Raw genomic sequence first — 22,916 nt, 5'->3', positions numbered from 1 at the left:
GACAGTCTTTTTTATAACGTATCATATTTATCAGGATTCGTTCCTACATGTAAATCACGATTCAACGTGTTAATTTGACGTATCTCTTCTTCAGTTAGTGCAAAATCAAAAATAGTAAAGTTTTCTTTAATACGAGATGGTGTAACAGATTTAGGAATTGTAACAATCCCGCTTTGAATATCCCACCTTAATATAACTTGTGCAGGTGTTTTTTCATATTTGTTAGCAATAGCCTGAATGATTGGATGCTGGAATACTTCTCCGCCCCTCATTAACGGACTCCATGCTTCCATTTGAATTTGCTCATCTTGACAATAATTGCGCAACTCAAATTGCGTCAACATCGGATGAAGTTCCACTTGGTTTACCATCGGCTTCACTTTGCAATTTGGTAATAATAGTTCTAAATGATGTTTATGAAAATTAGAAACACCAATCGCGCGCACTTTACCTTCTTCATACAATTTTTCCAAAGCTCGGTACGTATCAACATACTTCCCTCTTACCGGCCAATGTATTAAATATAAATCTACATAGTCCATTTGTAATTTTTTTAAACTCTTTTCAAATGCCTCGAGTGTCTCCTCATATCCTTGATCGTCGTTCCATACTTTTGTTGTAATAAATAGATCTTCTCTTGGAATTCCTGATTCACGTATCGCCTCTCCGACACCGCTTTCATTTTCATATACAGTTGCTGTATCAATCGAACGGTATCCAACTTCTAACGCTGTTTTTACTGCTTGCTTTACTTCGTCTCCTTCTTTCGCTTTATATACGCCTAGACCAATCATCGGCATTTTCACGCCATTATGAAGTGTAGTTGTTGGAATATGCACAGTCGTCTCCCTTTCATTGTTACATTTTTTATAAGCCACAACTTTATTTCAACAAGATTCATCCCAAAAGTCAAAACATACGTACAGTTTACATAACACTTTTATATAGTTAAAAAATAACGTGAATTCATTCACGTTATTTTTTCTCCATTCTTTCGCTTTTTCATCCACATTGCGCACAAACTCATTTTTTCCTTCCGTATATAACGCGCCATCATATGTATACTTTTCGGCTAATTCTTTCTTTAAGGTTGCATATGTCTCTGCTTCTTCACAATGAGCCATCATATAATCACGAAATGCTAAATGCCTTACTATCTCTGGATTTCCTTTTTCAAACACGTGTAAATGATACGAACTTTTTTCTTCAGTTCCATGAATAAAATATCGGCGTCTTGAAATACCATTTTCCCCTTTTACGATGTAACCAAGCTCTATAAATCGTTCATTCCACCCATCTACTCTTTCGATATTTTCTACTTCCATGATCATATCAATAATAGGTTTAGCTGCCAGTCCAGGAACTGACGTACTTCCAATATGATGAATTTTTACCGTTTCTGGCATCGCTGATTTTAATCTTTTAGCCTCCATTTGAAATTTTTCACTCCAATGGTTTTCATGTGGAACAACGACAATTTTTCTCATTCTAACTCCCCTTTTCTTACAAGCTCGTCAAAAAATGATCAGTGGTATTTCACTGATCATTTTTTATTATTTAAAGTCTTTCCAAGTAAGGTTACTTTCACTTAGCAGTTCTTCAAATGATTTATTCTTTTCACGTTCTTTTTGTTCTTGGCGCTTTCTTTCCAGTTCAGCTGCCTCTTTTTCCTCTTCTCTCACTTGCAACTCTTTCTTCTTACTCTTTAATTGTTGCATGAGTGAATCATTTAATTGATCGCCTAATGTAAGTGTTTCTTTCTTTGGTTGATTCACTTGCGATTGTCTTTGCATTTGTCTTTGTTTCTTTTTCTTCATGCTACTCACCTTTTACTTTTTTCTCCATTATAGTAGATACACGATGAAATCGACAATAAAAAAGGGTCTTTACTCTATTATTCACTTTTTGTAAATATGTTAATTTTTCGAAAAGACTAAATTTTTGTGTAGCTATAATCCTATGAATCTATTAAAATTATGTCGTATGATGTCAGATTATAAAAAAAGGAGAATTATATTATGTGGAAAAAAATTATTCCTGCCGTTGCTGTTTTAAGCACCATTACTTTTTCAAGCGTATTTGCCGCTCCCCCATCTCAGAATCCAGCTGAACAAAACCGCTACATAGACGTACAAATGCTTGGTATTAATGATTTCCATGGACAACTAGATACTGTTAAAAAAATCAATAATAAAGAAGCTGGTGGCGCTGATTACTTAGCTACTTATTTAAAAGAACGTAAAAAACAAAACCCTAATACACTTCTCGTACATGCTGGTGATATCGTCGGAGCTAGTCCACCAGTTTCAGCATTATTACAAGATGAACCGACAATTGAATTTTTAAATGACTTAAAATTTGATGTTGGTACAATCGGAAACCATGAATTTGATGAAGGTATTGATGAAATGCAACGCCTCATTTACGGTGGATATCATGAAAAAACAGGAAATTTCAAAGGAGCTAACTTCCCCTATGTAGCTGCTAACTTCTACAACAAATCAACTGGCCGCTTATTTTTACCACCGTTTACTGTAAAAATGGTAGATGGTGTTCCTGTAGGATTCATTGGGGTTGTTACAACTGATACACCAAATGTCGTTATGCCTACGATGCTTAACAATGTACAAATTACTGATGAAGTAGAAGCAATTAATAAATCAACACAACAATTAAAACGTCTCGGCGTTAAATCTATCGTCGTTCTTGCTCATGTCGGTGGAACAACCGATGAGTCTGGGGTAACAAATGGCGATCTTACTCGAATTGCAAATGAAACAGACCCAGAAGTTGATGTTATTTTCGGTGGACATAGTCATACGTATGTAAATGGTACAGTAAATAATAAACTAATTGTCCAAGCAAATTCATACGGAACGGCTTTCTCAGACGTGGATGTAACAATTGATCGTAAAACAAAGGATATTGTAAAGAAAAAAGCTGAAGTTGTTACAACGTATCATGAAGGTGTAGAACCTGATAAACAAGTAAAGAAAAAACTAGATCAATATAAAGAAAAAATTGCACCACTTGTAAATGAAGTAGTCGGAAAATCTACAGCACCTATCGACCGTAAACAAAATGATGCTGGTGAGTCCACTCTTGGAAATTTAGTTGCCGATGCTCAGCGTCAAACAATGCAAACTCAAATCGCCCTCATGAATCCTGGTGGCATTCGTAATGACTTAGATGCTGGTGATATTACGTGGGGTGAGTTATACGGCATTCAACCTTTTGGAAATCAATTAATTAAAGTAGATTTAACAGGTCAAGACATTCGCGATATTTTAAATCAGCAATGGCAAAAAGGAACAACAAGAATGCTTCAAATTTCAGGTATTCAATATACGTGGGATGCAAATAAACCAAACGGTGAAAAAGTTACAAATATACGTTTAACAAACGGTGAAGAATTATCTCCATCTAAAATGTATAGCGTAGTTGCAAATGCCTTCTTAGCTTCTGGCGGTGACGGATTCGTATCATTTAAAAATGGTAAAAATGCAGAAACTGGTCCAAACGACTTTGAAGCGTTAGTCGATTACGTAAAACAATTAAAAGAACCAATTCAGCCAGTTATTGATGGAAGAATTCAAAAAGTAAATTAAGTGTTTCTCTAATAATAAATTTCATTTTTCACGCCATAAAGGATTTATACTGATCCTCTATTTTATACGTAATATACATCATAAAAAGGATACTCGTTCTTCCAATGAACATAGTATCCTTTTCTTTAGTTATCAAAATGTGATGTTTTGTCAACTTCATATTGCTGTAAAAATTGGTGCAACGCCTCTTCTACAAGTTTAGATTTTTGAATTCCTTTCGATTCTGATATAAGGTCCAATTGTGATAATATTTCTGTATTAATAGAAAAGGTTCGTCTCTTCTTCTCTGTACTTTTACTCATAATTGGTACAATTACTTCTTCTCTTTTTCTTAATAATTCATAAATGCTTTGTAATTGCTCATAAATTAACAATTGATAATCTGTTTTCTCATATTGAAGGGCGGTCGCTTCTTGGAGTTGTAAGTGACGTGGTTCTTCTCCATCTCCTACAAAAATACGTTTCTTCTGCTCTCCATCATATTCGTATCCAATCAATCTTAATTTCTTCGATAATGTATACGGGCTTATTTCAAGACGTTTTGCTATAATAGCGATGGGTTCACGTCTATTTAAACCATCTATAATTTCTCCAATCGTCACAATTTCCCTCCTCCCGTGTTGAAATGACACTAGTATGGTATGTTACAATGATTTTCTAACAGTATATGCAAAATGAATAGCCTGTGCGATTCATACGATTTCACAAAAGGAGGTTTTCAATATGCTTTTTCGTAGCTACACCCCTCAGTTCTATAATGAAAACAAACAACTCATTCCTAATAGTATCGCTACGATAGAAAGCGTTATGATTAATAATCGAAAACAAACTCTCCTTATGCGTGGACAAAACGTAGAGCAACCTATTTTATTATGCTGTCACGGCGGACCTGGGATGGCACAAATCGGATTTATTCGCCATTTTCAAAAAGAATTAGAGAAGCAATTTATTGTTATTAATTGGGATCAGCGCGGGGCTGGTAAATCCTTTTCACTGAAAGATTTCGGAGCAAATTTCACAATCGAACAATTCGTTTCCGATGCAAAAGAAGTGATTCAATATGTACTTAAAAGGTTCAACAAACAAAAACTATTTCTCGCTGGTCATTCTTGGGGAAGTATTATTGGGCTTAACATAGCACATCAATATCCAAAGTATATCGAGGCTTACATCGGTATTGGGCAAATTGTACATATGAAACAAAATGAAGAATTGCTATATCAACATTTAATTCATTCTGCAAAAAAACATGATCATAAAAAGGCATTAGCTTCCCTTTTAAAATTAGGCAAACCACCATTTTTAGATACGAGACGTCTCATTATTCAAAGAAAGTGGCTTGGCACATTTGGAGGCGCAATCCAAAACGGATCTTCCTTTTCTTTCATACGAAAAGGTTTCTTTTCTCCTGAGTATACGCTATTAGATTGGTTCAAGTTTCTCGCAGGAAATTTAAAATCTGGCGTTTTATGGGAAGAAATGCTGACAATCGATTTCTTTTCTTCTATCTCAAGTTTATCTATTCCAGTTTATTTTTGTTCTGGTCGCTATGATTATCAAACTCCTTATGCACTCGTTCAGGAATATTGCGATATTATTGAAGCGCCTATAAAAAAGATGATTTGGTTCCCAAATTCAGCACATTCTCCTGATTTAGAAGAACCAGAATTATTCGCTAATTCTTTGCAATCAATTAAACAAGAGCTAGCTTTTCAGCATTAGTAACAAAAGGTTCTTTTACATTTCATAGAAAACATTTTATAATAATATGTCGCAAGTATGTATAAACATCGCAAAATGTTTCATATTTACTTGTCTTAACAGAATAAAAATTTAGGGAGATTACATTTATTATGAACGCTGTACTCGTCGCAGTAGCAATTATGCTATTGCTTAGTTTGTTACGTGTCCAGGTCATTGTCGCCATCATTGTTGGAGCTTTAACAGGCGGAATTATCGGCGGACTCGGTATTTCAGAAACGATTAACACTTTTACAACTGGTCTTGGAAACAGTGCTCCAATCGCTTTAAGTTATGCAATGCTTGGTGGTTTCGCTATTTCCCTTTCCAAAACAGGACTTCCAGATGCTATGATTCAAACTGCATTAAAATGGATTGGCAATGAACAAGACACGAAAAAACAAGTTTATTCTAAAATACTTATTTTATTCATTATTTTAACGATGGCTTGTTTCTCACAAAATGTGATTCCTGTTCACATTGCTTTCATCCCCATCTTAATTCCAGCACTTTTAAAAGTATTAAATGAGCTGAAAGTGGATCGCAGACTTGTCACATGTATTATTACATTTGGATTGATTACTCCTTATATGTGGATCCCTGCAGGATTCGGAAAAATTTATCATGACGTATTGCAAACCAACGCTGCGCAAAGCGGCCTTACATTTGATGTCACACTTATTCCAAAAGCAATGACTATTCCAGCAATTGGTATGATTATTGGATTATGTGTAGCGGTATTCATTACGTACCGAAAACCTCGTACGTATGAAACAGAACAAATTCATACTACCGAAAATGAAATCGTTCCCTATACAAAACGTAGCATTACTTTCGGGTTATTATCTATCATTGCTACATTAACTGTTCAATTAACAACAGAATCAATGATTTTTGGTGCTTTAGCAGGTATTATCGTCTTATCGGTTAGCGGCAGTCTACCACTTAAAGAAGCAGATGCGATATTAACAAGCGGAATGCGTATGATGTCCTTTATTGGCTTTGTTATGATTGCTGCCGCTGGATTCGGCGCTGTTCTTCGAAAAACAGGACATGTTGAATCTCTGGTGCAAACGAGTGCACATATAATCGGAAATAATAAACCACTCGCTGCATTTCTTATGCTCGTTATTGGACTTCTCGTTACGATGGGAATTGGTTCATCCTTTTCAACCATCCCTATCTTAACAACCATTTTTGTACCTCTTTGCATTCAGCTTGGATTTAGTCCAATGGCCACAATTGCTATTATCGGTACAGCCGGAGCGCTAGGTGACGCAGGATCTCCAGCATCGGATAGTACCCTTGGACCAACATCCGGTTTAAATGCTGATGGTCAGCACCATCATATATGGGATACATGTGTACCCACTTTTCTACATTACAATATACCGTTACTTATATTTGGCTTTATTGCCGCAATTACATTATAAAAAGGTGCGTATAAAACGCACCTTTTACTTTTTCATTTTTCCTTTTAATTGTTGAAAAGCTACTTTTCCGTTATCTTTGACACGGCTTTCAATTGTCGGTAGTGATGAACCTATCCATTCACACTCTATGCTCCCATTCGGTCCAACAATTTTTAATTTATCTGGTACATGTATATTTAGAAATCTCGCTGACCGAATTAACTCAATAGCAATCTGATCACTTGAGGCTACAATTCCATCTATATATGGATTGTTTTGCAATAATGTAATAAATTGTTTATTTGTATACCCTTGTACACATTCTTCTCGATAAGAGATTCCTTCATCCCAAACAGCGTCTAAAAACCCTGCTATATGATCTTCCACTTCTTCACTTTCTTCTCCCTCACCGAAATATGCAAGAAAGTGACACCCTTTCTCTTTTAATAAAGAAACAGCTCTCTGTCCACTTTCATAATAATTTCCATGTGATTGTTGCTCATCGATCACAACAAACGGAAATGGAATTTTTCCTACACTTTTAAAAACTGCTCTTGTCAAAATAACACCTGCAATGTTATTTTGCTTCAGCATATGTATGTATCTATCTTTATTCTCTATATTACAAATAATGATTTGATAACCTTCTTTATATGCTATTTCCTCAATACAATGTAGCAAATTGATGTTTGATTGGTTACATAAATTATCTACAAGTAATGCAATTATCGTTGAATTCTCTTTAAATAGTGGCTTCGCTGCACTGTTTGGCCTATAACGTAATTCTTCAATTGCTTCCTTTACTTGTTTTACTGTGTCCTCATGAACGTATCCTTTTTCATTAATAACTCGTGAAACGGTTGCGACTGAAACACCTGCCAATTTTGCAACATCACGTATAGTTGCCACATCGTCACCCCTTAATATGGTAATAGATTACAAATTTACGGTAACCTAAATTACACTATCCGTCAAGATTAATAACTCACATTTCTGAAAATTGTTACATCATTTCACTAAACGATACTCCAACTGAATTTCATGTAAAATTGGGATATTATCATATCCAATACGTGGAATTTCTTTCTTTATTTTTCGTGCCTCCTCTACCGCATTCACATATAAATTAGTCATTACAAAATTACGTTTTTGGTAAAATCGTAACGCATTCATATTATCATTTGTTGTAATAAGCCAAACCTGTCTGCACCGTTCTTCTTCTGCAACTTGTAATACACAATCCACAAGTTTCGTCCCTATTCCTTTTCTTTCTTCAAAGCTATCTAGCGATACAATTTCGCACATATTCCCGATCACTTCATACGTTATAATTCCGATTATTCTGTCATCTAAGAGCGCAACAAATCCTGGCAACTCTTCTAACTGATGTCCCTTACCACGTGAAACCATCAATGAACTTCCCCAGTTCTCACACATGAACATTCGGATTGTTTCTTTCATCGCTGGCGTAATTTTTTGTATATGCAGCATTTCCTATTTCTCCCCTTTTATATCATTGTGATACAATATAAGTGTATCACATGTAACGGTATTTGGAGGATGAGGTAAAGTATGAAACGTTTTTTTGCAGCATTGTTTACTATACTAGGTGCAATAACTGCCCTTGGGATTTTCTTTACAAATAAAGTGATGTACTTAAAGAAAAAAACAGAGGAAGAAGTACTCGAAAGAGAAACGAAAAAACATTTTCGTATAGAGGATTTTGATGCTCTTCATAAAGAAGAAATTCATATCCCTTCACAATTCGGATACGACCTTCACGGATATTACATTCCTGCTGGTCATTCCACCAATAAGTTTATGGTTTTTTGCCACGGTGTAACTGTAAATAAAATAAACTCTGTAAAATATGCAAACTTATTCTTAAAAAGGGGATATAACGTCCTCATTTACGATCATCGTCGTCATGGTAAAACTGGCGGAAAAACAACAAGCTATGGATACTATGAAAAACATGATTTAAAATCCGTAGTTGACTGGCTAAAAAACCGTTTTGGCACCAATATTACACTTGGTATTCATGGTGAATCTATGGGAGCTGCAACACTTCTTCAATACGCAGGACTTGTAGAAGATGGTGCTGATTTCTATATTGCAGATTGTCCTTTCTCTGATTTTCACGGACAATTACAGCACCGTTTAAAGGTTGAATTCCATTTACCAAAATGGCCTTTATTACCTTTAGCAAACGCATTTTTGAAAGTTCGTGACGGTTATACAATTCGTGAAGTTTCACCAATCGACTGTATAAAAAACATTAACAATCCCGTTCTCTTTATTCATAGTAAAGATGACGACTATATTTTAGCTGATATGACAAAAGCGTTATATGAAGCGAAAGAAAATAATAAGCAGCTTTATATTGCAGAACACGGTGCACACGCTTGCTCTTATAACGAAAATAAAGAAGAGTACGAAGCAGCCGTCGATCAATTTTTAAACACATATGTGAAAGAAACAAAAAACAGGCTTGCATAAGCCTGTTTTTTATTGCGCTAAAACGTCTGTAACTTGTTCCATATTTTCAGAAATCCATTGCATTGCATCATCTAACGTTGGGAATTCTGTCGTTTGAAATGTTACTTCATCTTGAAGTAACCAAACATCCTTTGCCTCTTGCCCTACACCTGCAATGGACCAATGTAACAAACTATATGGATGATTATCATTCAAAAATGATGCCCACGTGCGCTCATTTGCAATGTTTCGTAATGTATGTAATTGTTTATCCATCTCTCGTCACCTTACTCTAGTCAGTTATGAAAACTATTATAACACTCTCTTCTTTCTCAAACAAAGTGCTCTTTTTTCTCCGCTATTTGCGGGCAGTAAAACTCCCACCTCAAAATTCGGCTGAAACAAAGAAGTTAGGTAAGAGATTAACTGCCCCTAAAAGCCCGATTGGTTCAACTAATAATTAGTGGGGGATGCCTCCCTCACTAATTAAAGTTTCACTTTATATTGCCAAGCACTTCCCTTGATTATATGATGAAATTAAGCGTTTGGGAAGGAGGGATAACGTTGGCAAAAGTACAAATTAAAGTAAATGATAATGGCTCTTTTCGCGTTACAGGGGACGTGGAATTAGTCGACTCACAAGGGAATGCATTCCCAGCAAAACCGGCATTTTCTTTATGCCGTTGTGGTTTATCAAAAAATATGCCTTATTGCGACGCTTCGCATAAAGGTAAATTCGAGTCTGTTGTTAGAGCACCAGAGGCAGAATAATTTTACATGTGACATGCACATTTTTTTGTGCATGTTTTTTCTTTTTAGCAACTCCGTTATATCCCTTCTCTTTACAACATTTCTAATACTTTTATTTCCATTCCAGCCTGCATATATTTTCACACAATTCTTCACATTCGAATATTTTTTACTAGCCTTTTATTTTTTTTGTGCTATAATTTGAGCAAACAGCATCCTTCGGGGTCGGGTGAAATTCCCAACCGGCGGTGATGAAGTGAAAACTTCTAAGTCCGTGACCCGTTTTCAACTCGAAAACGGTGGATCTAGTGAAACTCTAGGGCCGACAGTATAGTCTGGATGGGAGAAGGATATGTTTCTAGTTTTTTATATAGTGAATACACTTTTATTTCAGTATGCATATTTTTAAAGATTCATTTTGATTCTTTATATATGTTTAATTTTCTATACTTATTTTTTATACTGAAATAAAAAGAGACAACTAGCGTTTAAAAATTCGATATTTTGCTAGGTTTTTTCCTTATGCAGAAATATCAATTATCGTTAGGTTTCTTTCCTATGCTTTCGTATTCAAACTATATTTCTAGAAATCACGTCTCCCAAACCCCAAGGATATTAAATCCTTGGGGTTTTTTGATTTTTTTTGGAGAGGTGAAGAAAATGACAGATCAAGAATATATGAGGATTGCCCTGCAGTTAGCAGAAGGAACATCAGGACAAACAAGTCCAAATCCTATGGTTGGTGCTGTTGTTGTAAAAGATGGAAACATCGTTGGTATGGGCGCTCATTTACGAGCTGGTGAAGAACACGCAGAAGTTCATGCCCTTCAAATGGCTGGTCAGAACGCCAAAGACGCTACCGTTTATGTAACACTGGAACCGTGTAGCCACTTTGGAAAAACACCACCTTGCTGTGAATTGCTCATCGAAAGAGGAGTTAAGCGTGTTGTAATTGCTACTCTCGATTGTAATCCGCTCGTTTCTGGTAACGGAAAAAGAAGATTAGAGGAAGCTAGAATTGAAGTAACTACCGGTGTTCTTGAAGCAGAAGCAGTTTTATTAAATCGCTACTTTTTTCACTACATGAAAACGAAACGCCCTTTTGTAACAATCAAAACCGCAATGAGCTTAGATGGAAAAACAGCAACTGTAACTGGTGAAAGTAAGTGGATTACAGGTGAAGAAGCACGTGCTGATGTTCACCAATATCGCCATACACATGATGCAATTCTTGTTGGAGTGAATACAGTTATAGCTGATAATCCTCATTTAACAACAAGAATTCCAAATGGTGGGAAACATCCTATTCGCGTTGTTTTAGATACCCATTTACGAACGCCACCATCTTCTCATGTTATAACAGATGGTTTAGCACCGACATGGATTATTGTCGGTAAGGATGTAAAGAAAGAGAAGATATCTTCTTATGAATCTAAAAATATAGCTATATTCCAAATGGAAACGAAGCATATAGAAATCGAGGACCTTCTTTCCTTTCTTGGAGAGAAACAAATTCTTTCTCTATTCGTTGAAGGTGGCCAATCGATTCATGCAAGTTTCTTAAAAACAAACAATTTCAATGAAATTGTAACCTATATAAGCCCGAAATTAATTGGTGGGAAAGATGCTCCTACTTTATTTGGAGGAAATGGTTTTTCAAAATTACAAGATGCGCTTTCCTTGAAAATTCAAGAGATGAAACAAATTGGTGATGATATAAAAATCGTTGCGAATGCCCGAAACGAGGTGACGAAATGTTTACAGGAATTGTAGAAGAATTAGGAACGATAGCAAACATGCAACAAAGCGGAGAAGCGATGAAATTAACGATTCATGCAAAGAAAATTTTATCAGATGTTCACTTAGGTGATAGTATCGCGGTTAACGGTATTTGCTTAACTGTAACAAACTTTACAACTACTTCATTTACAGTTGATGCAATGCCCGAAACGATGCAGTCGACATCACTTCGTATACTTAAACCGCACTCTAAAGTAAATTTAGAACGAGCAATGGCTGCAAACGGACGATTCGGTGGACATTTCGTTTCAGGACATATTGATGGCATCGGAACGATTTTAAATAAAAAACAACATTACAATGCCGTCTATTACAAAATAGCAATTTCTGATGAACTGCTGCGCTATTGTTTGCAGAAAGGGTCCATTGCTGTTGATGGAACGAGTTTAACGATATTTGCTATAGACGAATCTTCCATAACGATTTCACTCATCCCGCACACAGTAAGCGAATCTGTCATTGGGGAAAAAAATGCCGGAGATATCGTAAATATTGAGTGTGACATGATTGGTAAATATATCGAACGCTTTATTACTAAACCTACAAAACGAGTAGGTTCAATGACTGAAAGCTTTTTACAAGAAAACGGATTTCTATAAGGGGGAAGCACAATGTTTCATCGTATTGAAGAAGCTCTAGAAGATTTAAAACAAGGTAAAGTCGTTATCGTATGTGATGATGAAAACCGAGAAAATGAAGGCGATTTTATTGCTTTAGCAGAGTACATTACACCAGAAACAATTAATTTTATGATTACACATGGCCGTGGTCTCGTTTGTGTACCGATTACAGCAGGGTACGCAGAACGTCTACAATTAGAACCAATGGTATCTCATAATACAGATTCACATCATACTGCGTTTACAGTGAGCATTGACCATGTTTCTACAACAACAGGGATTAGCGCTCACGAACGTGCAACTACGATACAAGAATTGTTAAACCCCGCATCAAAAGGCGCTGATTTCAATCGACCTGGACATATCTTTCCATTAATTGCGAAAGAAGGCGGTGTCCTGCGTCGTGCAGGTCATACAGAAGCTGCTGTTGATTTAGCAAAGCTATGCGGTGCCGAACCAGCTGGAGTTATTTGCGAAATTATAAATGAGGACGGCACGATGGCACGTGTACCTGATTTAATAGAATGCGCAAAACAATTTGATATAAAAATGATTACAATAGAAGATTTAATTGCTTATCGCCGCCATCATGAAACACTTGTGACGAGAGAAGTGGAAATTACATTACCTACAGATTTCGGTACTTTCCACGCAATTGGCTATTCTAACTCATTAGATACGAAAGAACATATCGCACTTGTAAAAGGTGATATTTCAACAGGTGAACCGGTACTTGTACGTGTTCATTCTGAATGCTTAACAGGAGATGTATTCGGTTCACATCGCTGCGATTGCGGACCACAACTCCATGCAGCACTTGCTCAAATTGAGCGTGAAGGAAAAGGTGTTCTTCTTTATATGAGACAAGAAGGAAGAGGCATTGGGCTTCTTAATAAGCTTCGCGCTTATAAATTACAAGAAGAAGGATTCGATACTGTAGAAGCAAATGAAAAACTCGGCTTCCCTGCTGATCTTCGTGATTACGGTATCGGTGCTCAAATATTAAAAGATTTAGGTTTACAAAGCTTACGATTATTAACGAATAACCCAAGAAAAATTGCTGGCTTACAAGGTTACGATTTAGAAGTAGTCGAGCGTGTACCGTTGCAAATGCCGGCAAAAGAAGAAAATAAATCGTATTTACAAACGAAAGTAAATAAATTAGGACACTTACTAAACTTATAATTAAAGGAGAGATTTATTATGGTATTCGAAGGTCATTTAGTTGGTACAGGATTAAAAGTTGGAGTTGTTGTTGGACGTTTTAACGAATTTATTACAAGTAAGTTACTTGGCGGCGCTTTAGACGGATTAAAGCGTCACGGTGTAGAAGAAAATGATATTGATGTTGCTTGGGTTCCTGGTGCATTTGAAATTCCTTTAATCGCTAAAAAGATGGCTAGTAGCGGAAAGTATGATGCTGTTATTACACTAGGTACTGTAATCCGAGGTGCTACAACTCACTACGATTACGTTTGTAATGAAGTAGCAAAAGGTGTTGCGTCTTTATCACTACAAATGGACATCCCAGTTATTTTCGGCGTATTAACGACAGAAACAATTGAACAAGCGATTGAACGCGCAGGTACGAAAGCTGGTAATAAAGGATATGAATCAGCTGTTGCTGCAATTGAAATGGCTCACTTATCAAAACAATGGGCATAAAAAAAAGAGGCTGCGGCCTCTTTTTATTTTTTCACCTTTTTTTGTACATCTTTTATTAATTCATTCATCGTTTTTCCTTCTGTTTTTATATGAAGAGCTTGTGCTGTTCTCCATACATTCTCTCTTTTTTTCGCTTCTTCTATAATAGTAATTTCTTTTCTAACTTCCTTTAAATCTTTTCCTTCCGTTTTCAATCCAAAATGTTCAGCTTTCGTTCGAAAGTGTTGTTCGATTCTTTGTTGCATCTCTTTTTGTTCAGGATTTTCAGCAGCCTTAACTGGATCAGAACTTATTGCTTTTATTAAAATTAAACAAGTCATAATCGCTAATATGTATTTGTACATGTAAAATCCTCCAACCCAATATAAATTACATATTTACTATGTACAACTAGGGCTTGGAAAATTCGTCCACAAAAATTCTTTTTTTCGCTCAAAAACCAATAATATCAAGCGTTCACAACTATTTATTACATTTTATTTACAAAAAAAGCAAACCCTTTTACAAGTTTGCTTTTTCATCTATCTTATAATGCACATTCTTCAATCTCAAATCCTAAATCTGCAATCATACCCCAGTCCGCAGTCGGCTCTTGCCCAGCTGTCGTTAAGTAGTCCCCGACAAAAATAGAATTTGCTGCAAATAAACCGATTGGCTGTACAGAACGTAAATTGATTTCACGTCCTCCTGAAATACGAATTTCTTTTGTTGGGTTTACAAAACGCATCATTGCAAGTACTTTTAAACATTCTACTGGCGTTAACTCTTTTTGCCCTTCAAGAGGTGTCCCCTTTACAGCAACAAGGAAATTACAAGGGATAGAATCTGCATCTATACGTTGTAATTCAAATGCAATTTCAGCACGCTCTTCAATTGTTTCTCCCATGCCAAAAATTGCTCCAGAGCATGGTGAAATACCAGCTTGTTTTGCTTTTTGAACTGTATCAACACGATCATCATACGTATGAGTTGAACAAATACTATCGTAATTATTTGCATGTGTATTTAAGTTGTGATTATAACGGTGCACGCCTGCTTCCGCTAAACGTCCTGCTTGATCTTCATTTAAGAAACCTAAACAACAACAAATCTTCAAGTCTGTCGTTTCACGAATTTCCTTAACTGCTCCAATTACGTGATTTACCTCTTTATCCGTCGGACGACGACCAGACGCTACAATACAATATGTACCTGCTTTACGGCGTATTGCTTCATGTGCCCCTTCTACAATCTTCTCCTGCGTTAACCATGCATATTTATCAATCGGTGCTTCTGAAATAATAGACTGTGAGCAATATCCACAATCTTCAGGACATAATCCAGATTTCGTATTAATAATCATATTCAATTTTACTTTCTTACCAAAGTGATGATGGCGAATAATGTAAGCTGCATTCATAATTTCTAAAACTTCTGTATCATCAGCTTCTAATATCGCTATTGCATCTTCTTTCGTAATCATTTTCTCTTCCACTACGTCGTATGCAAGTTTTTTCCAATCCCTTTTTGTTTGTACTTGTTTCATTTCATCTCTTCCCCTTTTTTGTTATATGTATAAATAAAGCATGATACGTTGCCATTATCCCTTCATTTCCCGTGAAGTCTCTTTCGTATATGCGTAGCATCGCACGAAAGAGTGAGGGACTTTGACAATATGATCCTTCATTGCTATTAGTTGCTCCTACTTTTCGAATAGAATGCAGAAACTCCTTAACTTCTGTAAAACTCTCTATGTAACATGTTTCAGAAACATGCACATCCCCTGTTTCTATCTTACATATATGAAGCAACTGATCTTTTGAATAAAAACGTTGACCAATCGATATTTCATTTTTTATATTTCTTTCTTCTTTCGCACGTTGGAACGAAGCATGCAATTCTTGAAATGTTTCATGTCCAAACGTTGAAAAGAGTAATATCCCATCTATAGACAAATGTTGAAATAAATTTCTTAACACTTGTTGTAAATTATTTAACCATTGAAATGTAGCATTTGAAATAATAACATCATAGGATTCTTCTAATCGTAATTGCTCAATATCTTCACAGTGAAACGTTACATTTTTTACATTTTGTCTAGTTTGCGCAATCGCAATCATACTTTCAGCAAAATCAACTGCTGTAATATGTGCTTTCGGAAATAACTTTGATAATTGTTCTGTTACATACCCCGTCCCGCATCCCAGTTCTAAAATACGTATTGATGCCGTTTCACTATATCGTTCCTTTAAGATTGAAAGTAATGAATGTGCCATCTTTTTTTGTACATTTGCATATCGATCGTAAGATACGGCTGCCCCATTAAACCGTTTTTGTAGTAACGTTTTGTTGATCATGTCGTATCCCCTCTACAAATTGAATTATCTCATTTGCACAATATTCAAAATTCGTTACACATAATGCATGCCCTGCTTCACTTACTACTTTCAGCTCGCTGCTGCTATTCTCCGTCATACTACGTGCCGCAGACAATGGGCATATTACATCCTGTTCTCCGTGAATAAGTAGTATAGGTACTTTAATTTCTTTTAGTTCTTCTCTCATATCTGTTTCTATTAAATAATCCAAACCTAGTTGTAAAGACTGAATAGAATCACCTTTAAAACGGTCTACAATGTCTTCAAAGTTTTTATTCCCTTTTAGCTCATCTTTCGTAAACATATTTTCATAAAAACGCTTGAGCGTATCCTCTCTCCTTCTCGCCAAATTCCTTTTCAGCCGTTCTATATGCAAAGCATTCCATCCATTACTATAGTCGCTCGTATTTGTAAATTTAGCAGTCCCACCAATTAATACGATGCCTTTTGCCTGAATCTTTTTATAAGCTTCAACTGCTGCTAACGCTCCTAGTGACCATCCAACTAAAATTACGTTGTCGTTATGCGCTACATCTATAATTCGTTCCGCAAATTCACTTCGTTCTTTCACATTACGCCAATCTACGCATTCAACAGGATATCCTTTAAAATACGGAAGTACTAAATCCCAAATATTCTCTTCCATTCCCCATCCGGGGATAAAAATAATCTTTAGCTCGTTCATACGAAAATCTCCTCTTCTTTCGCAATGTGAATAATTCGGTCAATAGCCCATTTTAAATCAGCTATTGTATGTTGCGATGTAACTGCAAAGCGAATTCGAGAACTATGAACCGGCACAGTTGGCGGACGAATTGCAATGGCCGCAATCCCTGCCTCTTGCAACCTTTTACTAAATCGTAAAGCATGTTCATTTGAACCGACTACAATCGGTACAATATGAGTTGAACTATTCCCAATATCAAAACCAGCATCCCTTAATTTAGTTCTGAAGTATTCTCCGTTTGCTATAAGGTTCTCTCTTCTTTCATTATCTTCTTTTACAATTTCAATTGCTTTTTGCACTGCTCCTAACGTACTTGGTGGTAAAGCTGTAGTAAAAATAAAGCTTCTCATCATATTTTGTAAATACTCTATATAAATTTCATCACCTGTCAAATACGCACCATAACACCCTAAAGCCTTGCTAAACGTCCCCATATGTATATCAATTTTTTGAGCAAGATTTTTTTCTATATGAGATAACCCAGCTCCGCCGATTCCATATATTCCACTCGCATGTGCTTCATCGACTATAATGATTGCCCCGTATTTCTCTTTCAGCTGTACTAAATCTCTCAAATACGCAGTATCACCATCCATACTAAAAACGGTATCTGTTACGATTAATTTTCTGCTTTCAGGCGAAGCCATTTTCAACAGCTTCTCTAAATGATCCAAATCATTATGACGATACCTTTTATGCTCTGCCCCGCTTAATATGATTCCATCAACAATACTTGCGTGATTTAACTTGTCACTAAAAACAATATCGTGCCGAGAGGCCAAAGAAGATATGGCACCTATATTTGCCGTATACCCACTATTTACAATTAAAGCTCTTTCAGTACCTTTCCATTCACATATGCTTCTCTCAACCTCTTCATATAATGGATGATTTCCTACAACGAGACGAGAGGCAGTCGCTCCAGTTCCATATCTTTTTGTACAGGCAATAGCAGCTTCTTTTAACCTTTCATCTCCAGCTAACCCTAAATAATTATTTGACGCTAAATTTAACATCCTTTTTTTATCTCGAATAAGCCAAGTCTCTTCTGCCTTCTCTGTTACATGCAAATCACGATACTGCCCTTGCTCATGTAATTGTTGTAATTTACATTGAAGGTGCGCCCGCCACGTTTGATTCATTTTGGATAAACTCCTCTAATTTTGAAATCATAATATGTTCTTTTGCAGATTCTAATACTTCTTCTTTCGTAAACTCACCTTCAAAGAATGGTAATAATCCTAAAACTGGTACCCCGCTCAGCTCTTCAATCATCTCTTTATTTTCTTGCACTCTTTCCATTTCACATTCTTTGCAACCTGATAAAATGACACCCGCTACGGTTAAGCCATGCGCCTTTGCGTAAGCAATCGTTAACACTGTATGATTTACTGTTCCTAATGTAGGACGAGCTACTACAATAAGAGGCAACTGTAATTCTTTTGCAAAATCAATTACTAAAGCATCTTCTGTATATGGGACAGCAAGCCCACCTGCCCCTTCTACAAATAAGCTATTAAACTCTTTTAATAGTTCATTATAGTAATCAGTAATTTCTTTTAACTTTACTACTCTTCCAGCTCTTTTCATGGCAAGTCTCGGAGCAAGTGGTTCTTCAATAGAATAAGGGCAAATTTCATTTTCTTGTGTCGGCACACCTGATAATGCTTTTAACCTTGCCGCATCTCCCTCAGGGTTTGATGCAACATGCCCACTTTGCAACGGTTTATATACTCCGATGTTATATCCCAATTCTCTAAATACACCGGCTAATGCACCGGCAACGACAGTTTTCCCCACTTCAGTATCTGTTGCTGTTATAAAAAAACCGCTCATTATTCTCCCTCCGTAACATCCGAGATTGCTTTATACAAAATACGTAACATATCATCAATCTCCTCAATTGTAGAAGCAAGAGGTGGCATAAATACAATCGTATTACCGAGCGGTCGTAAGATCATACCCAGCTCTCTTGCGCGTTTACATACTTGAACACCGACTCTTTCTGTCCAGTCAAACGCTTCTTTCGTTTCCTTATTCTTCACAAGCTCAATACCAACCATTAATCCGCACTGACGAATATCACCTACATGTTTATACGCAAAGAGCTTTTCTAATTGCGCTGCCACATAATCCGTTTTATGTGCCACTTCTTCTATTAAATTTGTTTTTTCATATAGCTCTAAATTCGCGATTGCTACGGCACACCCTAACGGATTGCCTGTGTAGCTATGTCCATGGAAAAATGTTTTTTGTTCTTCATATTCTCCTAAGAAGGCATTATATATTTCATCCGTCGTTACCGTAACTGCAATTGGTAAATATCCACCTGTTAAACCTTTCCCAGCAGTTAAAATGTCTGGCGTCACATTTTCATGTTCACACGCAAACATTTTCCCTGTACGCCCAAATCCAGTCGCTACCTCATCTGTAATAAATAATACATTATACTTAGTACATAAATCGCGCAGTCCTTTTAAATATCCTTTTGGCATTGTAATCATCCCGCCAGCACCTTGCATTAATGGCTCCACAATGATGGCAGCTACTTCTTCATGCTTTTCTTTCAACAATTCTTCCATTTCTTCTAAATGGCTTTTTACAATTTCCTCCCTATTATTTCCGTAAGGAGAACGATATGTATATGGATACGGCATTTTAATCGCATCAAATAAGAGCGAACTATACACTTGGTGAAACAAGTCTATTGCTCCTACCGAAACAGCTCCAATTGTATCACCGTGATATGCTTCTTTTAATGTAACGAATCTTTGTTTCTTTCGTTTCCCTTTATGCTGCCAATATTGGAAAGCCATCTTAATTGCAATTTCAACAGCGGTAGAACCTGAATCAGAATAGAATACCTTCTTCAATCCATCTGGTACAACCTCAATAATTTTTTCTGCTAATAAAATAGATGGAACGTTAGCAAGTCCTAACATAGTAGAATGAGCAATTTTATTTAATTGCTCACGAATTGCTTCATCTAATTCCGGTACTTGATGTCCGTGAACATTTAACCATATAGATGAAACACCATCCCAATATTCATTACCATTTACATCGTATAGCTTTCTTCCCTCTCCACGTTCAATAATGACAGGATCTTCTTCTAAATAATCTTTCATTTGTGTAAATGGGTGCCATACGTAAGCTTTATTTTTCTCTGCTAATTCTTCATATGTATAAGATGATTTTTCAATCGTTTTACTATTTATTGTCACAATTGTCACCCCTAATGTTAACTTGTTTATAAATATAGTTAACATTAAATCTGAATGACTGTCAATTATTTTAAAATCAAATAGTTCTTAAAAAAGAACAACTTATCATACGATAAGTTGTTCTACTTTCCATGCTGTATCTTTCCAATTTCTAAAATAATTTCTTCATCTTTTTTCCCCTCTGTATCAATTCCAAGTTGCTTAGCGTGCTCAATTAATAAATCATGACGCTTCTCAAACCTAGCGGTATTTACTTCTTTCGTAACCTCTTCTTTTGTTTTTCCCTCTGTAGAAACTCCTAGTTTCTCTGCTGCTTTTTCCATTGATTTCTTCTCTTCTATTTCTTTTACTTTCTTCACTTCTGATTGTTGTATTTGCTTTTGTTTCAGCTGCTCTGATTCAGCCGCAAAAGCTGTGTAAATTCCAGCACTTCCTCCAATAACTAATAAAGTGGTAAAAAGAATTATTTTTTTCTTCACTCTTTCCTCCCCCTTTCAAATTCATTATAACGTACATTTTTACAGCATTAAAAACAATTATCCTTTATTTCCCTAAAAAAACATTTAATATTTTTATTGACATGTAAGATGAAAATATGATAAAAATTTAACTAACATCATATGAATCGGCGTTGATAGGATTTAGTAGTATTTCGATTTCTGATTTCAGAGAGCTGGTGGTCGGTGCGAACCAGTACAGAGCGAATTATGAATTACCCCCTGGAGCTTCTTTTACGAAACGTGAGGAGTAGTGAAAGACGGTTATAGACCGTTATGTCTAAAGAGTGGTGAAACGACACTGTTTCACAATTTAGGGTGGTACCGCGAATTTTTCGTCCCTGCATATATTGCAGGGGCGTTTTTTTATTTTATAAGCGCATATCATATGACCCTTTATTTTGTGATACATTCATTTCACAAGCTAGGGTGGTACCGCGATTTCTTCGTCCCTGCATAATTATATGCAGGGACGTTTTTTTATCCAATCTTTTCCGTATCATATAGAAGAACAAACAATTACCGGTGATTTGTCACAAAATTCTAAATTTTAGAAGGAAATATACAATATTGGCGAATTTTATATAAAAAAGAGCTATTTCATATTACTTAGGAGGGGAAAACAATGGTTTCAAAAATTGAGTCTGTTCTTTTAACAATTTTTATCTTTTTCTGTATTGGTTTTAGTGTTATTCAATTAGAAGTTTCACCACACATCCCAATTTTATTTGGTATCGTTCTTTTATTAGCATTTGGATTCTTGAAGAGAATCTCTTGGTCTACTATGGAGAAAGGGATGATTAGTAGTATTTCAGCTGGTATTCCATCTATATTTATTTTCTTACTTGTAGGCGTATTAATTAGCGTTTGGATCGCAGCTGGAACTATTCCGACTTTAATGGTATACGGCTTCCAACTTGTATCTCCAAAAATTTTCGTTCCAACTGTTTTTGTTGTTTGTGCAATTGTTGGAACGAGTATCGGTAGTGCTTTTACAACTGCTGCAACTGTAGGACTTGCCTTTATGGGAATGGGTACTGCCCTTGGATACGATCCAGCTCTTATTGCTGGTGCAATTATTTCTGGTGCATTCTTCGGAGATAAAATGTCTCCTTTATCTGATACAACAAACTTAGCGCCTGCTGTAACGGGTGTAGATTTATTTGAACATATTCGTAACATGCTTTGGACAACAGTACCAGCTTTCATTATTGCTTTTATCGCATTTTTCATTTTAGGAAGCGGATCTGATGGAAACGTTGATTTCTCAGCATTTATTAACACATTAGAAAAAAATACAACGATTTCTATCGTTACACTGATTCCTATTTTATTACTGTTCCTATTCGCATTTAAAAAGGTACCCGCAGTTCCAACATTACTTGCAGGAATTGTGGTAGGGATTATTATTCTCTTTATTTTTAAACCTAGCACTTCTTTAGCTGATTTAATAAAAATTATGCAAGACGGTTACGTTTCTAAAACTGGTATCAAAGATATTGATAGCTTATTATCTCGCGGTGGCCTGCAAAGTATGATGATGTCAATTGCTCTTATTTTCCTAGCTCTTTGTATGGGAGGATTATTACAAGGAATGGGTATTATAGCGCAGCTGATGAATATTATCTCTAGCTTCGTAAAAACTAGTACACGCTTAATTATTTCTACTGCTTCAACTGCAATTGGTGTAAACTTCTTACTTGGTGAGCAGTACTTATCCATCGTTTTAACAGGACAAGCATTTGCTAATAAATACGATGAAGTCGGTTTAGAACGTCGTAATTTATCGCGAGTATTAGAAGATGCTGGTACAGTAATTAATCCACTCGTACCATGGGGTGTAAGTGGCGTATTCTTAACAAACGTTCTTAGCGTTCCAACATTCGATTACCTGCCATACGCAATCTTCTGTTTAGCATGTCCAGTCGTAACCATTATCGTCGGCTTTACTGGATTCGGCCTTTCATGGAAAAAAGAAAAAGCAGTACCAGTTTCATAATATAATAAAAAGGATTACCAAATCGGTAATCCTTTTTAT

The 22,916-nt window shown here is 36.0% G+C and carries 25 protein-coding genes, 1 riboswitch and 1 other annotated feature; of the genes, 10 read left to right on the top strand and 15 right to left on the bottom strand.

Annotation, left to right across the window (positions count from 1 at the left end; genetic code table 11):
- Positions 1-11: 11 nt before the first annotated feature.
- The 3 genes from HMPREF1014_RS03940 to HMPREF1014_RS03930 form a co-directional block, all read right to left on the bottom strand.
- Complete coding sequence (locus HMPREF1014_RS03940) at positions 12-839, bottom strand: aldo/keto reductase (protein ID WP_000547994.1); 828 nt, start codon at positions 837-839, stop codon at positions 12-14.
- Positions 840-887: 48 nt separating this feature from the next.
- On the bottom strand, positions 888-1,487 hold the full coding sequence (locus tag HMPREF1014_RS03935; protein ID WP_001227189.1) for a GrpB family protein: 600 nt from the start codon (positions 1,485-1,487) through the stop codon (positions 888-890).
- 66 nt (positions 1,488-1,553) lie between these two features.
- The gene (locus HMPREF1014_RS03930) at positions 1,554-1,817 is read right to left on the bottom strand and encodes a YqkE family protein (protein ID WP_000727561.1); all 264 of its coding nucleotides are present in this window, start codon (positions 1,815-1,817) and stop codon (positions 1,554-1,556) included.
- Between the two features lie 201 nt (positions 1,818-2,018).
- On the opposite strand from HMPREF1014_RS03930, the gene HMPREF1014_RS03925 reads away from it, so the two are divergent.
- On the top strand, positions 2,019-3,608 hold the full coding sequence (locus tag HMPREF1014_RS03925; RefSeq protein ID WP_000265548.1) for a bifunctional metallophosphatase/5'-nucleotidase: 1,590 nt from the start codon (positions 2,019-2,021) through the stop codon (positions 3,606-3,608).
- 125 nt (positions 3,609-3,733) lie between these two features.
- On the opposite strand, the gene HMPREF1014_RS03920 is transcribed toward HMPREF1014_RS03925, so the two are convergent.
- Positions 3,734-4,210, bottom strand: coding sequence for a ribbon-helix-helix domain-containing protein (locus HMPREF1014_RS03920; RefSeq protein ID WP_000151926.1), 477 nt, complete (start codon positions 4,208-4,210; stop codon positions 3,734-3,736).
- Between the two features lie 121 nt (positions 4,211-4,331).
- Between HMPREF1014_RS03920 and HMPREF1014_RS03915 the strand changes: the two genes are divergently transcribed.
- Together HMPREF1014_RS03915 and HMPREF1014_RS03910 are read left to right on the top strand one after the other, a co-directional pair.
- Positions 4,332-5,330 (top strand): alpha/beta fold hydrolase, encoded by a 999-nt coding sequence (locus HMPREF1014_RS03915; protein ID WP_000898966.1) that lies wholly within the window; start codon positions 4,332-4,334, stop codon positions 5,328-5,330.
- A gap of 131 nt (positions 5,331-5,461) precedes the next feature.
- Positions 5,462-6,781: a Na+/H+ antiporter family protein gene (locus tag HMPREF1014_RS03910; protein ID WP_000994810.1), complete on the top strand. Its 1,320-nt coding sequence runs from the start codon at positions 5,462-5,464 to the stop codon at positions 6,779-6,781.
- 24 nt (positions 6,782-6,805) lie between these two features.
- On the opposite strand, the gene HMPREF1014_RS03905 is transcribed toward HMPREF1014_RS03910, so the two are convergent.
- Complete coding sequence (locus tag HMPREF1014_RS03905) at positions 6,806-7,669, bottom strand: LacI family DNA-binding transcriptional regulator (RefSeq protein ID WP_000201342.1); 864 nt, start codon at positions 7,667-7,669, stop codon at positions 6,806-6,808.
- 99 nt (positions 7,670-7,768) lie between these two features.
- Complete coding sequence (locus HMPREF1014_RS03900) at positions 7,769-8,251, bottom strand: GNAT family N-acetyltransferase (protein WP_000902432.1); 483 nt, start codon at positions 8,249-8,251, stop codon at positions 7,769-7,771.
- An 81-nt stretch (positions 8,252-8,332) separates the two neighbouring features.
- Here HMPREF1014_RS03900 and HMPREF1014_RS03895 point away from each other — a divergent pair, with 81 nt between their 5' ends.
- The gene (locus HMPREF1014_RS03895; RefSeq protein WP_000819234.1) at positions 8,333-9,259 is read left to right on the top strand and encodes an alpha/beta hydrolase; all 927 of its coding nucleotides are present in this window, start codon (positions 8,333-8,335) and stop codon (positions 9,257-9,259) included.
- Positions 9,260-9,268: 9 nt separating this feature from the next.
- Here HMPREF1014_RS03895 and HMPREF1014_RS03890 read toward each other — a convergent pair whose 3' ends face one another.
- Entirely contained in the window at positions 9,269-9,514 is a 246-nt protein-coding gene (locus HMPREF1014_RS03890; RefSeq protein WP_000360793.1) for a DUF2552 family protein, read from the bottom strand.
- Positions 9,515-9,802: 288 nt separating this feature from the next.
- Between HMPREF1014_RS03890 and HMPREF1014_RS03885 the strand changes: the two genes are divergently transcribed.
- The 5 genes from HMPREF1014_RS03885 to ribH all read left to right on the top strand — a co-directional run bounded on the left by HMPREF1014_RS03885 (position 9,803) and on the right by ribH (position 14,073).
- A complete protein-coding gene (locus tag HMPREF1014_RS03885) occupies positions 9,803-10,009 on the top strand; it encodes a CDGSH iron-sulfur domain-containing protein (RefSeq protein ID WP_001151579.1) in 207 nt (68 codons plus the stop codon).
- A 190-nt stretch (positions 10,010-10,199) separates the two neighbouring features.
- A riboswitch (FMN riboswitch) is annotated at positions 10,200-10,343 on the top strand.
- Positions 10,344-10,648: 305 nt separating this feature from the next.
- Positions 10,649-11,761: a bifunctional diaminohydroxyphosphoribosylaminopyrimidine deaminase/5-amino-6-(5-phosphoribosylamino)uracil reductase RibD gene (gene ribD, locus HMPREF1014_RS03880; RefSeq protein WP_000131994.1), complete on the top strand. Its 1,113-nt coding sequence runs from the start codon at positions 10,649-10,651 to the stop codon at positions 11,759-11,761.
- Positions 11,743-12,387 carry a riboflavin synthase subunit alpha gene (ribE, locus tag HMPREF1014_RS03875; protein WP_000493898.1) on the top strand — a complete coding sequence of 215 codons (645 nt, stop codon included), beginning with the start codon at positions 11,743-11,745 and terminating at the stop codon, positions 12,385-12,387. The genes ribD and ribE overlap by 19 nt, the downstream gene beginning before the upstream one ends.
- Positions 12,388-12,399: 12 nt before the next feature.
- The gene (gene ribBA, locus HMPREF1014_RS03870) at positions 12,400-13,593 is read left to right on the top strand and encodes a bifunctional 3,4-dihydroxy-2-butanone 4-phosphate synthase/GTP cyclohydrolase II (protein ID WP_000468983.1); all 1,194 of its coding nucleotides are present in this window, start codon (positions 12,400-12,402) and stop codon (positions 13,591-13,593) included.
- Between the two features lie 18 nt (positions 13,594-13,611).
- A complete protein-coding gene (gene ribH, locus HMPREF1014_RS03865; protein WP_000230895.1) occupies positions 13,612-14,073 on the top strand; it encodes a 6,7-dimethyl-8-ribityllumazine synthase in 462 nt (153 codons plus the stop codon).
- Positions 14,074-14,096: 23 nt separating this feature from the next.
- Here ribH and HMPREF1014_RS03860 read toward each other — a convergent pair whose 3' ends face one another.
- From HMPREF1014_RS03860 to HMPREF1014_RS03825, 8 genes are all read right to left on the bottom strand, one after another.
- Positions 14,097-14,417: a hypothetical protein gene (locus tag HMPREF1014_RS03860; RefSeq protein ID WP_000280032.1), complete on the bottom strand. Its 321-nt coding sequence runs from the start codon at positions 14,415-14,417 to the stop codon at positions 14,097-14,099.
- 182 nt (positions 14,418-14,599) lie between these two features.
- The gene (bioB, locus tag HMPREF1014_RS03855) at positions 14,600-15,598 is read right to left on the bottom strand and encodes a biotin synthase (RefSeq protein ID WP_000815856.1); all 999 of its coding nucleotides are present in this window, start codon (positions 15,596-15,598) and stop codon (positions 14,600-14,602) included.
- A 1-nt stretch (position 15,599) separates the two neighbouring features.
- On the bottom strand, positions 15,600-16,409 hold the full coding sequence (gene bioC, locus HMPREF1014_RS03850; RefSeq protein ID WP_000608907.1) for a malonyl-ACP O-methyltransferase BioC: 810 nt from the start codon (positions 16,407-16,409) through the stop codon (positions 15,600-15,602).
- A complete protein-coding gene (locus tag HMPREF1014_RS03845) occupies positions 16,375-17,115 on the bottom strand; it encodes an alpha/beta fold hydrolase (protein WP_001004163.1) in 741 nt (246 codons plus the stop codon). Before HMPREF1014_RS03845 ends, bioC begins: the two co-directional genes overlap by 35 nt.
- A complete protein-coding gene (gene bioF, locus HMPREF1014_RS03840) occupies positions 17,112-18,299 on the bottom strand; it encodes an 8-amino-7-oxononanoate synthase (protein ID WP_001077290.1) in 1,188 nt (395 codons plus the stop codon). The genes HMPREF1014_RS03845 and bioF overlap by 4 nt, the downstream gene beginning before the upstream one ends.
- The gene (gene bioD / locus HMPREF1014_RS03835) at positions 18,265-18,993 is read right to left on the bottom strand and encodes a dethiobiotin synthase (RefSeq protein WP_000012496.1); all 729 of its coding nucleotides are present in this window, start codon (positions 18,991-18,993) and stop codon (positions 18,265-18,267) included. Before bioD ends, bioF begins: the two co-directional genes overlap by 35 nt.
- Positions 18,993-20,426, bottom strand: a complete 1,434-nt coding sequence (gene bioA / locus HMPREF1014_RS03830; RefSeq protein WP_009326545.1) for an adenosylmethionine--8-amino-7-oxononanoate transaminase — start codon at positions 20,424-20,426, stop codon at positions 18,993-18,995. The genes bioD and bioA overlap by 1 nt, the downstream gene beginning before the upstream one ends.
- A 77-nt stretch (positions 20,427-20,503) precedes the next feature.
- Complete coding sequence (locus HMPREF1014_RS03825) at positions 20,504-20,860, bottom strand: hypothetical protein (RefSeq protein ID WP_000726902.1); 357 nt, start codon at positions 20,858-20,860, stop codon at positions 20,504-20,506.
- Positions 20,861-21,003: 143 nt separating this feature from the next.
- Positions 21,004-21,224: a binding site (T-box leader), on the top strand.
- Positions 21,225-21,503: 279 nt separating this feature from the next.
- On the opposite strand from HMPREF1014_RS03825, the gene nhaC reads away from it, so the two are divergent.
- The gene (gene nhaC / locus HMPREF1014_RS03820) at positions 21,504-22,877 is read left to right on the top strand and encodes a Na+/H+ antiporter NhaC (RefSeq protein ID WP_000253735.1); all 1,374 of its coding nucleotides are present in this window, start codon (positions 21,504-21,506) and stop codon (positions 22,875-22,877) included.
- Positions 22,878-22,916: the final 39 nt, after the last annotated feature.

The organism is Bacillus sp. 7_6_55CFAA_CT2, from assembly GCF_000238655.1.
Taxonomy (GTDB): domain Bacteria; phylum Bacillota; class Bacilli; order Bacillales; family Bacillaceae_G; genus Bacillus_A; species Bacillus_A cereus.
Note: the sequence above shows the minus strand (reverse complement) of the source record. Positions and strands in the feature narration are given on the sequence as shown.

Coding starts and splice junctions, on each gene's coding strand:
- HMPREF1014_RS03925 (WP_000265548.1), top strand. CDS start 2,019: ATGTGGAAAAAAATTATTCCTGCCGTTGCTGTTTTAAGCACCATTACT.
- HMPREF1014_RS03935 (WP_001227189.1), bottom strand. CDS start 1,487: ATGAGAAAAATTGTCGTTGTTCCACATGAAAACCATTGGAGTGAAAAA.
- HMPREF1014_RS03915 (WP_000898966.1), top strand. CDS start 4,332: ATGCTTTTTCGTAGCTACACCCCTCAGTTCTATAATGAAAACAAACAA.
- bioD (WP_000012496.1), bottom strand. CDS start 18,993: ATGAGCGGTTTTTTTATAACAGCAACAGATACTGAAGTGGGGAAAACT.
- HMPREF1014_RS03890 (WP_000360793.1), bottom strand. CDS start 9,514: ATGGATAAACAATTACATACATTACGAAACATTGCAAATGAGCGCACG.
- ribBA (WP_000468983.1), top strand. CDS start 12,400: ATGTTTCATCGTATTGAAGAAGCTCTAGAAGATTTAAAACAAGGTAAA.
- HMPREF1014_RS03930 (WP_000727561.1), bottom strand. CDS start 1,817: ATGAAGAAAAAGAAACAAAGACAAATGCAAAGACAATCGCAAGTGAAT.
- bioB (WP_000815856.1), bottom strand. CDS start 15,598: ATGAAACAAGTACAAACAAAAAGGGATTGGAAAAAACTTGCATACGAC.
- ribD (WP_000131994.1), top strand. CDS start 10,649: ATGACAGATCAAGAATATATGAGGATTGCCCTGCAGTTAGCAGAAGGA.
- ribE (WP_000493898.1), top strand. CDS start 11,743: ATGTTTACAGGAATTGTAGAAGAATTAGGAACGATAGCAAACATGCAA.
- HMPREF1014_RS03845 (WP_001004163.1), bottom strand. CDS start 17,115: ATGAACGAGCTAAAGATTATTTTTATCCCCGGATGGGGAATGGAAGAG.
- ribH (WP_000230895.1), top strand. CDS start 13,612: ATGGTATTCGAAGGTCATTTAGTTGGTACAGGATTAAAAGTTGGAGTT.
- HMPREF1014_RS03895 (WP_000819234.1), top strand. CDS start 8,333: ATGAAACGTTTTTTTGCAGCATTGTTTACTATACTAGGTGCAATAACT.
- HMPREF1014_RS03910 (WP_000994810.1), top strand. CDS start 5,462: ATGAACGCTGTACTCGTCGCAGTAGCAATTATGCTATTGCTTAGTTTG.
- bioC (WP_000608907.1), bottom strand. CDS start 16,409: ATGATCAACAAAACGTTACTACAAAAACGGTTTAATGGGGCAGCCGTA.
- HMPREF1014_RS03860 (WP_000280032.1), bottom strand. CDS start 14,417: ATGTACAAATACATATTAGCGATTATGACTTGTTTAATTTTAATAAAA.
- bioA (WP_009326545.1), bottom strand. CDS start 20,426: ATGTTAACTATATTTATAAACAAGTTAACATTAGGGGTGACAATTGTG.
- HMPREF1014_RS03900 (WP_000902432.1), bottom strand. CDS start 8,251: ATGCTGCATATACAAAAAATTACGCCAGCGATGAAAGAAACAATCCGA.
- bioF (WP_001077290.1), bottom strand. CDS start 18,299: ATGAATCAAACGTGGCGGGCGCACCTTCAATGTAAATTACAACAATTA.
- nhaC (WP_000253735.1), top strand. CDS start 21,504: ATGGTTTCAAAAATTGAGTCTGTTCTTTTAACAATTTTTATCTTTTTC.